Source organism: Halanaerobium salsuginis, assembly GCF_900114545.1.
In the GTDB taxonomy this organism is placed as follows: domain Bacteria; phylum Bacillota; class Halanaerobiia; order Halanaerobiales; family Halanaerobiaceae; genus Halanaerobium; species Halanaerobium salsuginis.
Window position 1 is genome coordinate 35164 of sequence record NZ_FOTI01000022.1, and the last position, 13606, is coordinate 48769.

The following is a 13606-nucleotide window of genomic DNA, read 5'->3' on the forward strand; positions in this document are numbered from 1 at the left end:
TATATTAAAGAAATTTATTTAGGCTTTTTGGGACCAAACCTAATTAAAAGTTGGTAAGAAGTTTTCATCATATTCTAAAATTGCCTGGCCTAAATTTCCAATCTGATTATAACCTATTAAACCAACAATAATTAGTCCCAAAATCAGTAAAATACTTAAAAAATATAATTTTGTTTTAATTGAAAATGATAAATTTAAATTCCCCTTTTTTTTCATAATAACCTCCCTAATTCTGACTGATTAAATAATTACTAATCTTTTATAAATTAAAGTAAGTTAAGTATTTGTAAAACTAGTCGCTTTTTTCAGAAAATATTTCTTAAAAAATAAATGAATTTCTAGCTTTAAAATAAAACCCAAATTTCATTTCTAACTAATTATACGTCCAATTTATCTAATTTTTTAAAAATAATTTTAATCTCTTAAAATAAAATCAAACTAATTGCCATAACAGCCATTCCAGCTATAAAACCATAGATTTCTTGATGTTCACGACCATATTTTCTTGCTGTAGGCAAAAGCTCGTCAATTGAGATATAAATCATTATCCCGGCAACTACGGCAAATAAAATTCCAAAGACAAAATCATTGAATAAAGAACGCAAAAGAAAGTAGCCTAATAATGCACCAACTGGCTCAGCTAAACCAGATAAAAAAGAATATAGCATTGCTTTTCTTTTACTTCCAGTAGCATAAAAAATTGGTACAGAAACAGAGATTCCTTCTGGAATATTATGAATAGCAATTGCTACAGCTATTGATAAACCTAAAGCTGGATCACTTAGAGCTGCCGCAAAAGTAGCTAACCCTTCTGGAAAATTATGGATAGCAATAGCAAAAGCCGAAAAAATACCCATTCTTTCAAGGTTACTGGTAGAAACTGTTTCTGACTTTAAATGTTCTAAATCACTTTCAAGTCTTGGTTCATGTGGATTTTCATAATCAGGAACTAGCTTATCAATAATAGCAATTAAAATAATACCAGCAAAAAAAGCTAGCACTGTAAAAGTTTCACCTTTTTGAGTCCCATAAAATGAAACCAAAGCCTCTTGAGCTTTAGCCAAAATTTCTACAAAAGAAACATAAACCATTACCCCTGCTGAAAAGCCAAGTGATATTGACAAAAAAGCAGCATTTGTTCTTTTACTGAAAAATGCAATTAAACTTCCTATGCCAGTTGATAACCCAGCCAATAGAGTTAGCAAAAAGGCGAGCGAAACATTATCCATTTATCTCCTCCTTTGCTAAAAATAAATATTTATAATGTTAAACTACTTTTATTATAATTAATTTTATAACATTATTATAAAATTTGCAAAAAAATAACAGTTATGGGTTAAAATTTTCTTTTTGTCTGCATTTTAATTAATTTTTTTAGTTTTTGTTTATATTTATTATCTGGTAATTGGTTTAAATATTTATTAATCCGCTGAATAAATTTTTCTAGAATAACTTTACTTTCCTTAAGACAATCGGCTTTTTTAACATCAAGTAAAATATTATCTAGCAAATCTTGATCCAGAATATTTTTCTTTTCATTTAATTGATTGTTATTAGATTGTCTAGCATGCTGATTAAACTCTAAACAAGAGTTATACTTAGCTCGATATTCCTTTTTTTCAAATAATAAGATTACTGGTAAAGTAATTACACCTGTTTGTAAATCCTGGGCCAATTTTTTGCCGGCTGCAGACTCTTCTCCAATAAAATCAAGCAAATCATCCTGAATTTGGAATGCCATTCCCATTTCCAGCCCTAATTTATATAAAATATTTAATTTTTTTCCCCTAATATCGCTAGCATAAGCACCTATATAACTACTTAATGCAAAAAGTAAGGCTGTTTTATGTCTAATTCTCCGATAATAATCTCTTCTATTTATTGTAAAATTGAATTTTTTTTCAGCTTGTTCAATTTCTCCCTCACAGAGTAATCTTACATTTTTATTCATTTTGCTCAAAGTTTTTTTATCCAGATGATCAAAGAATATTGCAAAAGTTTTTGATAATAAAAAGTCGCCAATAAATACAGCTTCCTTTTTCCCAAATCTTTTTTGGGCAGTTTGCTTGCCGCGCCTTAAATCGGCATCATCTATAATATCATCATGAACAAGCGATGCCATATGCATAATTTCAATTCCCGTACCTAAGTCTAATAAGATCTCTTTATCATAATCACCAAAACTTGCTGCCAGGAACATTAAAAACGGACGCAGCTTTTTGCCACCACCAGCTATTAAGTCAGCAACTGCTTCATTAATTATTCGTTTTTTAGAATTAGTTTGCAGGTAGATATTTTCGTTTAATTCGGTTACAATTTTTTTATAAAATCGATCTTCAATTAGCAAATTTTTCACCTTCAATTTCCACCTTCAATGAGATTAAAATCCTGACTGGTGATTTCTACTTTATTTTTTAACCCAGAACTAAGATAAACATTAAGTTCATCAGTAATAAACATTGCTTCTACTCCTGGTAAATTTTCAATAAACTTCAGTCCAGCTTTAACTCCCATAATATAAACAGCTGTTGAAAGCGCATCAGCATCAAATGAACTATTGCTAACTATACTTGCACTTAAAAGATGGCTCTCTGCTGGATAACCAGTCGCTGGATCAAGAATATGATGATATAATTTACCATCTTTAATAAAATAACGTTCATAATTACCTGAAGTAACAATAGTTTGATCAGTAGTTTCAATAATTGCCATTACATTACCTCTATCTTTACGAGGGTCTTGAATCCCAATTCTCCACTTCGAACCATCTGCTTTACTTCCAATAACTAAAACATTTCCACCTAAATTTACAAATGCACTTTTAACATTATGTTTTTCAACAATTTTTTTGACCTGATCAGCTGCAAAACCTTTAGCAATTCCCCCCAGATCAATCTTAACTCCTGCTTTTTTAATCTCTGCCTGATGATTATCATCAATTGTTAAATACTGATACCCTATACTATCTAAAGCTGCTTCAATCTCTATCTGATCTGGCACACGAGCATTTTCTGTTCCAATCCCCCATAAATCAACTAAAGCACCAACTGTAGGATCAAATTTACCACCAGTCAATTTAGCATAATAAAGAGCTTTTTCCAGGACAATTTCTGTTTCAGGAGAAAGCTTAACTTTTTGCTCAGGATTATTATTTAACTGATAGACTTCACTGCTCTCAATTGTAGGACTCATTAAATCCTCTAAAAACTTAATTCTATCCATACTTTCCGCAACAGCAGCTTCTGCATTTTCTCCATAAGCTTTCATCTGAACTAAAGTATCCATTAAAAAAGCACTATCTTTTGCTTCTGGTAATTTTTTATTTTGATTTGAACAGCCAACTAATAAAAAAACTGCTCCTAATAATATTACTAAAATATAAATATATTTCTGTTTAAACAAAATATCACTTCCTAAAAATAAATTGAAAGATCACTAAAAAACTATCATAGCCTAAATCTCGGGTAAATCACTTATATTTTATCACAAATACCATAAATTGCAAAGTAAATATTCCCGAGTAATTAACTAAAGTATTTGCAATTTATTTTTAATATGCTATAATTGAAGTGTGAAAAAAATAACTACATTATTTTAATTTTTAGCTAGAAATTAAATGAGGAGGAAAATTTATGCGCAGACATGTTGTGATTCTGGGAGCTGGCTATGGAGGTGTTTCTGCTGCCAAAAAATTGGCCCGGCTGGCAAAAAAGCATAAGGAAATAGAGATTACTTTAATTAATAAGGGAAGTACCCACAATTTAATAACTGAATTACACGAAGTTGCTGGCAATAGAGTCTTGCCTGAAGATCTAGAGGTTAGTCTTCAAAGACTTTTTGAAAGTACTAAAGTTAACGTAATTCAGGACGAAATTACTGAGGTGGATTTCGATGGCAAAAAGCTTTTTTCTCAGAAACATGAATACAGCTATGATTACCTGATTCTTGGTTCTGGTAGTCAACCAGCTGACTATGGAGTAAATGGAGTTAAAGAAAATGCTTTTACTCTCTGGTCAATTGAAGATGCTAAAGAAATAAATGAGCATATTAAACAGATGTTTCAGGAAGCTCAATTTGAGACTGATCCAGCTAAAAGAAGAGAATTATTATCTTTTGTAGTTACTGGAGCTGGTTTTACTGGTGTTGAAATGGTTGGCGAACTAATTAGCTGGTTTAAAGATTTAGCTAAAGCTTATGGTATTCCACAAAAGGATATTGATCTTTACTTAGTGGAAGGATTAGAACAAATCTTACCTAATCTAAATGATGATATGGTTGCTAAAGCTGATGCTTATTTACGAAAACATAATGTTGACGTCAAAACTGGCGCTTTTGTTACAGAAGTTAATCCAGCTGGAATTGTTCTTAAAGGAGATAATGATCTGGTAGAAAATATAGCAACCAGAACAGTTATCTGGACTTGTGGTGTTAAAGGTGCTGCTTTAGTTGAAGGACTTGATCTGGAAAAAGATAACTGTGATCGTTTAATTGTAAATGAATATCTCCAAATTCCTAAACATAAAGAAGTATATGCAATTGGTGATAACTCTGCTGCTCCCTGGGGTGACAACAAAACTTTGCCTGCTTTAGTTGAAGCTGCTATGCAGACTGGTGAGTGTGCTGCTAAAAATGTAACAGCTGCCATAACTGGAGGCCAAAAAGAAAGTTTAGAAGCTGCTCTACACGGAGTTATGGTTTCAATTGGTGGTGATTTTGCAGTAGCTGATGTAACCGGACTATCTCTTAAAGGTAGACCTGCTATGCTGCTAAAGCATCTAGTTAATATCCATTACCTAGTTGGGATCGGTGGTATTAAAGAAGGATTTTCTTTTATTAATGAATATATTCATGAACAGGCTTCTCATAAAGGCCTTGTTCCTCAATTTTTTGATCAGTTTACTCAAAAATCACATACAATTTTCATTGTCATTCTCAGAATTTATCTGGGTATTCAATGGCTGCTAAGTGGTTGGGGTAAAGTACAAGATGGTTGGTTGGTCAGTCCTGATTATCTAGTTGCTGGCTCATCAGCATCTCCAATCGGACCTGATGCAGTTGGCTGGTATAAGGCTTTCATGGAAGCTGTAGTTATGCAGTTCCCGCTTTTCTTCCAGCGAATTGTTGTAATGTCAGAGTTTGCAATTGGTATTTCACTTACTTTTGGAATTCTAAGTGTATTAGGTGCTCTGGGATCAATTGGAATGAATATTAATTTCTTCTTATCTGGAACTGGTAACATGTGGTTTTTCATGTCTTCTTTCCCCTGTCTTGCTAACTCAGGTCAGGTGTTAGGTGCAGATTACTACTTGCTACCTTTAATTAAAAAAGTTATCTGGAGAAGACCTAAAAATAAAGAGTCGCATTTAAAAGAAGTAATTAAAACACGATCTTAATCTTAGTTAATAAAAAATTAATTAAATTATTAGACTAAATTTAATTTAAACTTAAATTTAGTAATAAAAAAACTGCCTGAAGAGCTTGTTGCTTTTACTAAAAGCACAAATTCCAGGGCAGTTTTTATTTATTATAAACTATATTTTAAATTTAAGTAGCTATAATCACAGAAATTCTTAATTAAATAGTAATATTTTTTAAATTGTGTCTGTGTTTCAGTCAGCCTTTTTTTATTCAGAGCAGCTACGAAATAAAGTCGGTCAGAACTATCTCTACCTTCTCTAAAGCTAAAAGCCTGATAAATATCAACAGCTGAAAAGCCACTTTTTTTAAGTAAAGAAGTAATAGTATTAATTTTATAGCCTCGTTCAGTATGTAATTCTTCAAAACAAGGAATATCTTGATGATCAGGACATATTTTTAATTTAACTTGCCACAAATTATTCTCAGGATAAACTATATCCTGCCAAAAGCAGGTATAGTCTTCGCCTTCCAACACAATTGAACGATTACCAATAGTCCTAATTCTTGCTAGAGAATTCATATCAAAGATAAAAAGCCCATCTCTGGATAATGAGTCAGCTGCACTGGTAAAACAGGCAACTAGCTGATCTTTTTCAGTTAAATAATTTAGACTATCAAAAAAAGATACTATTAAATCTACTTTATTAGCCAGTTTAAATTTACTCATATTTTTTTCTAAAAAAAGCAGTTCAACCTGACGCTGTTTAGCAGTTTTAACAACTGCTTTAGTTTTATTTTTTTGAGCTGATAATTTATTAAAATAAGGAAATTTGTCAGCAAAATTTTCCATAGACTTATCTAACATTGCTGATGATAGATCAAGGGCTATTACCCGATCAATTTTATTAAGTTTAACTAAATTAACAGTCATATTACCAGTTCCTGCTGCTAACTCAAGTACTTGCTCTGGTTCTGATTTATAATATTTTAAAAGATCTTTTAAATATCTGAACCAAAAACTATACGGGACTTGCCGCATTACATCATCGTATATTTGAGCAAAATAGTCAGTATAACTATAGTTCATTTTTAGCACCTATCTTTAAAAATATAATTAAGAATTAAGTAGTGAATTAAGATAATTATATAATTGGGGAGTTCCATCACCAGTCTGAGCAGAAAAGAAAGTAAAATTAGAAAGCTGATCTAAATTTAATTCTTTATAGATTAGCTTCTTCTGCTTAGCTTTTTTATTATTAGATATCTTATCCACTTTAGTAGCCACTATAAGAAAACTTAGTCCACTTGCCTGCAACCATTCTACCATCATTTTATCATCTTTGGTTGGCTTATGACGAGCATCAATAATCTGTACTATACCAATTAAGTTTTCTCTATATCTAAGATAAGTATCAATTAATTCGGCCCAGTCAGCCTTAACTTTTTGAGGAACATTAGCAAATCCATAGCCAGGTAAATCAACTAAATAAAATTTATCATCAACATTATAATAATTTAAACACTGAGTTCGGCCAGGGGTATTACTGGTCCTGGCCAATTTTTTTTGCCTTGTGATACGATTAATTAGAGAAGATTTACCAACATTTGATCTTCCACTAAAAGCTATTTCTGGCTGCTGCAAGCGGGGGCATTCTTCGTATTTATAAACACTTGTATAAAAATCTGCTTTAGTTATCTGCATTATTTTCATCCTTTAATAAGAGAATATCTATCACTTCATCCATATGAGAAACAAATTTAACATTTAAATCTCTAGTAATATCATTATCAATTTCATGATAATTGTTTTCATTCTTAGCCGGAATAATAAAATGGTTAATTCCAGCTCGCTGACCAGCCAAAATTTTGGTTTTCAAACCGCCAATTGGCAGAACTCTACCTCGCAGAGAAATTTCTCCAGTCATCGCATAATCTCCTCTTACTTTGCGTCCAGTTAAGGCAGATGCAAGAGCAGTTGCAATAGTTATCCCAGCTGAAGGTCCATCTTTAGGCACAGCACCCTGTGGAACATGAATATGAATATCATATTTCTTATAAAAACCATCAGAAAGAGCAAGTTGATTTTGTTTTGAACGGATATAACTTAAAGCTGCTTGAGCAGATTCTTTCATTACATCTCCTAAAGAACCAGTTAAAATCAATTCACCTTTACCTGGCACAACAGCAACTTCAATATCGAGAATATCTCCACCTGCTTGATTATAGGCAAGTCCAGTTGCTACTCCTACTCGATCTTCTAGTTCACTTTCTTGATGTTCATAATCAGGTAAGCCAAGATATTTTTCAACACTATTAACAGCAACTAAAGCTTTATTTTTTCTTCCTTCTACAAACTCTTTAGCAACTTTACGGGTAATTGCAGCCAGACGCCTTTCTAAATTACGTACTCCAGCTTCACGAGTATATTCTCTAATAACTTTATAAATAGCATTGGTTGAAATGTTTAATTTATCACTATCAAGGCCATGATCTTCATAAATACCTGGTAAGAGATGTCTTTCTGCAATCTTAATTTTTTCGTCTTCTGTATAACCTGGTATTTCAATTAATTCCATTCTATCCAGCAGAGGTGCTGGTATAGTATGAATAACATTGGCTGTTGTTACAAAAAGAACCTGAGAAAGATCAAACGGAACTTCTAAATAATGATCAGCAAACTCTTTATTCTGTTCTGGATCAAGTACTTCCAATAGTGCAGAAGCTGGATCACCTCTAAAATCAGAACTCATTTTATCAACTTCATCAAGTAAGAAAACAGGGTTTTTAGTTCCTGCCTCTCGCATAGCATTAATTATTCGGCCAGGACGAGATCCAATATATGTTCTCCGATGACCTCTAATTTCAGCTTCATCTCTTACACCACCAAGTGAAAGACGGACAAAATCTCTATTTAAAGCTCTCGCGATTGACCTTCCCAAAGAAGTCTTACCAACCCCTGGAGCACCGACTAAACAGAGAATTGGACTTTTTTTATTAGAAGCTAATTTTCGAACAGCAAGATACTCCAGAATTCTTTCTTTAACATCTTTAAGTCCATAATGATTTTCTTCCAGTATCTTTTCTGATTTCTTAATATCTACTTCATCAGCTTTGCTTTTATCCCAGGGAAGATCTAAAATGCAATCAAGATAATTTCGAATTACAGTTGCTTCTGGCGACATATCAGGGGTACGATCAAGTTTTTCAATTTCTTCCTCAACTTTTTCAGCTACTTTTTCTGGCAAGTTTAATTCTGCCAACTGCTCATAATAATACTCAATCTCAGCGGCAGCATCACTATCTTCATCCAATTCATCTTGAATAACTTTCATTTTTTCTCTTAAATAATATTCTTTTTGATTTTTTTCAACTTTCTTCTTAACTCTACGATTAATATCTTGCTCTATCTTTAAAACTTCTATTTCATCCTGCAGCAGTGAAAGCATTTTTTCTAGACGAGCAACAATATCGGTTGCCTCAAGTAATTCCTGTAATTCTTGATATTTTAAATCCACCTGAGAAGAAATAACATCAGCCAGTCTACCTGGATCTTCAATATTACTAACTGACATAATAGTTTCAGCAGGAAGATTTCTGTTATATTTTATATAACGTTCAAATTCTTTAATAACTGTTCTCATTAAAGCTTTAATATCTTTATCAACAGTTATTTTTTCTTCTTTACAGGACTGCACTTCAGTTAAAAAGTATTCTTCTGTATCAATAAAATTAATTATTTTAGCTCTTTCTAAACCTTCAACAACTACTTTTATCATTCCATTAGGAAGTTTAACTAACTGCTTAACTTCCGCAATAGTTCCAAAGCCATAGATATCTTCTATTTCAGGTTCCTCAACTGTTTCATCCTTTTGGGCAGCAATAATTATCTTTTTTTCTTCCATCATTGCTTCTTCTAATGCAGCAATAGACTTGTCTCTGCCAACTAAAAGCGGAATTACCATATGAGGAAAAACAATTACTCCTCGTGAAGCAAGTAAGGGTAATTCTAGTATTTTTTCATTTTCATTTACTTCAGCCATTATCTTCACCTCTTTTAACAGTATTAATTTTACTTATATTAGTATTTCTCGATTTCTAGCTTTTTACCTTTAAAATATTAAAAAAAGGAAAGAGATAATACCACCCTGATCAGAGTAATATTATCTCTCTAGAAAATCAAATTAGTCCTACACAGAATCTAATAGAACTCATTTATTTAAATATTAATGCTTTTAGGCGCTTTCTTCTTCCTCTTCTTCTTCAAGCTCAAGAACAGGATCAGCATTTTCTATAATTACATCTTTAGTAATTATGCATTTTTTTATTTCAGGTCGTGATGGTAAATCATACATTATATCAAGCACTGCATTTTCAACTACAGAACGCAGTCCACGTGCACCTGTTTTTCTAGCTAAAGCTTTTTCTGCTATCGCCTGCAATGCTTCTTCAGTAAATTCTAACTCTATTTCATCCATTGCAAAGAATTTTTCATACTGTTTTACTAAAGCATTACGAGGTTCCTGCATAATTCTAACCATGTCTTCAGATTCTAACTGATCTAGAGTAACCTGAATTGGCATTCTACCGATAAATTCTGGAATTAAACCATAATGAAGTAAATCTTGTGGTTGAATATGCTTTAAAACATCACCAATATTTTTACTTTCATCTTTAGATTTTATATCAGCACCAAAACCCATAACTTTCTGGCTAATCCTTGAATTTATTAATTTATCCAGACCATCGAAAGCCCCCCCAGCAATAAATAAAATATTAGTTGTATCTATCTGAATAAACTCTTGATGAGGATGTTTACGTCCTCCCTGTGGAGGTACACTGGCAACTGTTCCTTCAATTATTTTTAATAAAGCCTGCTGAACTCCTTCTCCAGAAACATCTCTAGTTATAGAAGTATTTTCAGACTTACGTGCAATCTTATCAATTTCATCAATATAGATAATTCCTTTTTCAGCTTTTTCGATGTCATAATCTGCTGATTGAATTAACTTAAGTAAAATATTTTCAACATCTTCCCCAACATAACCAGCTTCTGTTAAAGAAGTAGCATCTGTAATTGCAAAAGGAACATCTAGAATTCTGGCCAGAGTCTGGGCCAGCAGTGTTTTACCACAGCCAGTTGGCCCGACCATCATAATATTACTTTTCTGTAATTCGACATCATCAACAACCATATTAGAGTTGACTCTTTTATAATGGTTATAAACAGCAACAGCCAGTGACTTTTTTGCTCTCTCCTGACCAATTACATACTGGTCAAGAATATCTTTTATTTCTTTAGGCTTAGGAACATTGCTAAATTCCAGATCCAGCTCTTCATCAAATTCTTCTTCTACAATTTCATTACAGAGCTCGATACATTCATCACAAATATAAACTCCCGGGCCAGCAACAAGTTTCTTCACCTGATCCTGTTTTTTACCACAAAAAGAACATTTTAGTTCTCCATCTTCTTGATCTCCAAATTTAAACATTCTATCACCTCACAGGCTAAAATTACTTTTCTTTTAAATCATTTCGGGTAATTACTTCATCTATCAGGCCATAGTCAACTGCTTCTTCAGCTGTCATAAAATAATCTTTTTCTACATCCTGAGCAATTTTCTCTGCATCCTGTCCGGTATGCTTACTGAGAATTTGATTGAGCAGTTCTCTAATCCGCATTAATTCTTTAATATGAATTTCAGCATCAGTAGCTTTACCTTGAGCACCACCAGCAGGCTGATGAATCATTACTCTAGCATAAGGCAGAGCATAACGCTTACCTGGAGCACCAGCTGCTAATAAAAGAGCTCCCGCACTTGCAGCCTGGCCCATACCAATTGTAACAACATCTGGTTTTATATACTGCATGGTATCATACATTGCCATAGCAGCAGTTACTGAACCACCAGGACTATTTATATATAAATAGATATCTTTATCAGGATCATCTGCTTCTAAGAAAAGCAGCTGAGCAACTACAGCATTTGCAATATCATCTGTTACAGGTGAACCTAAAAATACAATTCTATCTTTTAATAGACGCGAATAAATATCATAAGATCTTTCCCCACGATTTGTTTGTTCAACTACCATTGGAATTAGACTCATTATAAAAACCCCCTTGAATTTAAAATTAGCTTTTCTATTTCAGTATAAATTATATGCAATAATTAATTAGAAAAACAGTTAGTATTTAACATTTTCTTATTTAGGTTAATTATTTTCGATTAAGAAATCAATTGTTTTTTGACGCTTGATATCTTCTTTTAAATGATGAAGTTGTCCTTGCATTTGGAAAATTGCTTTAATTTTTTCTGGCTCTTGATCGTGCATTTCAGCAATTTCATCAATTTCTTCATCTAATTCTTCATCAGTCACTTCAATTTCTTCTAAATCAGCAATTGCTTCTAAAACTAGTAACTCTTTAGCTCTATCAGCAGCTGTTTCTTTATTCTGCTCTCTCCAACCAGCTTCATCCATACCTAAATAATTAAAGTATGTTTCAACATCCATCCCCTGCTGAGAAATAGACTGAGAAAGGCTCTGGAACATTTGATCAAGCTGCTCGTCTATTAATGTATCAGTAATATCTACTTCAGCATTTTCGCTTGCTTTTTTAATTAATTCTTCTCTAAAATTATTTTCAACACTAGTTTCTTTTTGAGCTGCTAATTCTTCTTCGATGCTAACTCTAAGTTCATCTATAGTTTCGTAATCACTTGCTTCAATAGCAAAGTCATTATCAAGCTCTGGAACTTCTTTGACTTTTATTTCTTTTAATGTTACATCAAATGTAGCATCTGCCCCCGCTAAATCATCAGCATGATAATCTTCCGGGAAAGTAACTTCTACGTTTTTAGTTTCACCAACTTTTAAACCAATTAATTGTTCTTCAAAACCAGGGATAAAACTACCGGAACCAATCTCTAAGCTATATTCTTCAGCAGATCCGCCTGGGAATTCTTCACCATCAACATAACCAGTGAAATCAATAATTGCAAAATCTCCATCCTGTAGTTCTTCTCTATCAGAACTTACCAGCTGGCTATGTTCATTTTGCATTTTTTCTAAACGAGCATTAACTTCATCTTCTCCTACTTCAGCATCTTCTTTTTCAATACCAAGCTCTTTGTACTCGCCAAGTTTAACTTCTGGTTTCACTTCAACAATTGCTGTAAAAGTTGCAGGTTCTCCAGCAGCAATATAGAATTCTTCAATATCAGGTTGAGCAACTGGTTCGATATCAGTTTCTTCTACAGCTTCACTGTAACCTTGAGGAATTAAGATATCAAGTGCATCTTTATGAAGTACCTCTTTGCCAAATCTATTTTCAATAATTTTACGAGGTGCCTTTCCTTTCCTAAAACCAGGAATAGATACATCTTTAACTACTTTCTTATATGCTTGAGTTAAAGCTTGATCAACCTTATCACTTTCTATTTCAACTTCCAACTTAATTTTATTTCCTTCAAGTACTTCTTTTTTTACTTCCATTAATATTCCTCCTAACTGATATTTAAATAAAAATTTCAAAAAAACCCTCTATATGTTAATAATCCCCGATCTGGCACCGGGCCAATATCGGGGTCAATGACAGAATTTTAAAATGGTGCGAAAGGTGGGACTCGAACCCACACGGGGATTACCCACTAGATCCTAAATCTAGCGCGTCTGCCAATTCCGCCACTTTCGCTCATTCAATAATGTGAATCAGAATTTTTTCTTTTTCACAAAAGCACCTATAATTTTAGCATAGGTAATTAAACTTGTCAAGCTTTTATAATTATTTTTTAATAAACAGTTAATCAATAAGCTAAAAATATTATTAATTAGAAATAAAAAGCTCCGTTTTAAAAATCATACTTTGCTATTATACACTATAAAGAAAAAAATATCCAGTTAAAAACCAAATTATTTATCAATAAATATTAAAGGTTCATTGTAAAATCAAATGCAACAGACAAAAAAATTAGAACCATAGCTAAAAACCTAGTATGATATAAGTGACCAAACAAAATCATATGGAGGTTTAAGCTATGGCTCATACTAAAGATAATACCACAACTCAAAGAACTTTTAAACATCTTTCTGCTTACGAAAGAGGAAAAATTGCTGCTCTTTTAAAAGAAGGATATTCTCAAAGAAAGATTGCTGAGAAACTAGGAAGATCTTCCAGTACTATTAATCGTGAAATTAAAAAAGGAACCACAACTCAACTAAACTATGATCTATCTACCTATGAACA

At 32.5% G+C, this 13606-nt stretch carries 12 protein-coding genes and 1 tRNA gene; 2 read left to right on the forward strand and 11 right to left on the reverse strand.

The window, feature by feature from the left end:
* Nucleotides 1-39: 39 nt before the first annotated feature.
* From BMZ74_RS14500 to BMZ74_RS08340, 4 genes are all read right to left on the reverse strand, one after another.
* Nucleotides 40-216 carry a hypothetical protein gene (locus BMZ74_RS14500; protein WP_177181399.1) on the reverse strand — a complete coding sequence of 59 codons (177 nt, stop codon included), beginning with the start codon at nt 214-216 and terminating at the stop codon, nt 40-42.
* Between the two features lie 206 nt (nt 217-422).
* Nucleotides 423-1229 carry a zinc transporter ZupT gene (gene zupT, locus BMZ74_RS08330; protein ID WP_089861785.1) on the reverse strand — a complete coding sequence of 269 codons (807 nt, stop codon included), beginning with the start codon at nt 1227-1229 and terminating at the stop codon, nt 423-425.
* 107 nt (nt 1230-1336) lie between these two features.
* A complete protein-coding gene (locus tag BMZ74_RS08335; RefSeq protein WP_245750856.1) occupies nt 1337-2356 on the reverse strand; it encodes a polyprenyl synthetase family protein in 1020 nt (339 codons plus the stop codon).
* Nucleotides 2357-2358: 2 nt separating this feature from the next.
* A complete protein-coding gene (locus tag BMZ74_RS08340) occupies nt 2359-3402 on the reverse strand; it encodes an FAD:protein FMN transferase (protein WP_089861786.1) in 1044 nt (347 codons plus the stop codon).
* A 230-nt stretch (nt 3403-3632) separates the two neighbouring features.
* On the opposite strand from BMZ74_RS08340, the gene BMZ74_RS08345 reads away from it, so the two are divergent.
* The gene (locus BMZ74_RS08345) at nt 3633-5393 is read left to right on the forward strand and encodes an FAD-dependent oxidoreductase (protein ID WP_089861787.1); all 1761 of its coding nucleotides are present in this window, start codon (nt 3633-3635) and stop codon (nt 5391-5393) included.
* A 131-nt stretch (nt 5394-5524) separates the two neighbouring features.
* On the opposite strand, the gene BMZ74_RS08350 is transcribed toward BMZ74_RS08345, so the two are convergent.
* The 7 genes from BMZ74_RS08350 to BMZ74_RS08380 all read right to left on the reverse strand — a co-directional run bounded on the left by BMZ74_RS08350 (nt 5525) and on the right by BMZ74_RS08380 (nt 13054).
* Nucleotides 5525-6445: a class I SAM-dependent DNA methyltransferase gene (locus BMZ74_RS08350; protein WP_089861788.1), complete on the reverse strand. Its 921-nt coding sequence runs from the start codon at nt 6443-6445 to the stop codon at nt 5525-5527.
* 27 nt (nt 6446-6472) lie between these two features.
* The gene (gene yihA, locus BMZ74_RS08355) at nt 6473-7060 is read right to left on the reverse strand and encodes a ribosome biogenesis GTP-binding protein YihA/YsxC (RefSeq protein ID WP_089861789.1); all 588 of its coding nucleotides are present in this window, start codon (nt 7058-7060) and stop codon (nt 6473-6475) included.
* The gene (lon, locus tag BMZ74_RS08360) at nt 7047-9398 is read right to left on the reverse strand and encodes an endopeptidase La (RefSeq protein ID WP_089861790.1); all 2352 of its coding nucleotides are present in this window, start codon (nt 9396-9398) and stop codon (nt 7047-7049) included. Before lon ends, yihA begins: the two co-directional genes overlap by 14 nt.
* Before the next feature lie 192 nt (nt 9399-9590).
* Entirely contained in the window at nt 9591-10850 is a 1260-nt protein-coding gene (gene clpX, locus BMZ74_RS08365; protein WP_089861791.1) for an ATP-dependent Clp protease ATP-binding subunit ClpX, read from the reverse strand.
* A gap of 22 nt (nt 10851-10872) precedes the next feature.
* A complete protein-coding gene (gene clpP / locus BMZ74_RS08370; RefSeq protein WP_089861792.1) occupies nt 10873-11469 on the reverse strand; it encodes an ATP-dependent Clp endopeptidase proteolytic subunit ClpP in 597 nt (198 codons plus the stop codon).
* Between the two features lie 105 nt (nt 11470-11574).
* Nucleotides 11575-12855: a trigger factor gene (tig, locus tag BMZ74_RS08375; RefSeq protein WP_089861793.1), complete on the reverse strand. Its 1281-nt coding sequence runs from the start codon at nt 12853-12855 to the stop codon at nt 11575-11577.
* A 113-nt stretch (nt 12856-12968) separates the two neighbouring features.
* Nucleotides 12969-13054, reverse strand: a tRNA-Leu gene (locus BMZ74_RS08380).
* Nucleotides 13055-13397: 343 nt separating this feature from the next.
* On the opposite strand from BMZ74_RS08380, the gene BMZ74_RS08385 reads away from it, so the two are divergent.
* Nucleotides 13398-13606: helix-turn-helix domain-containing protein (locus BMZ74_RS08385; RefSeq protein ID WP_143070155.1), on the forward strand; the 209-nt coding region annotated here is incomplete at its 3' end.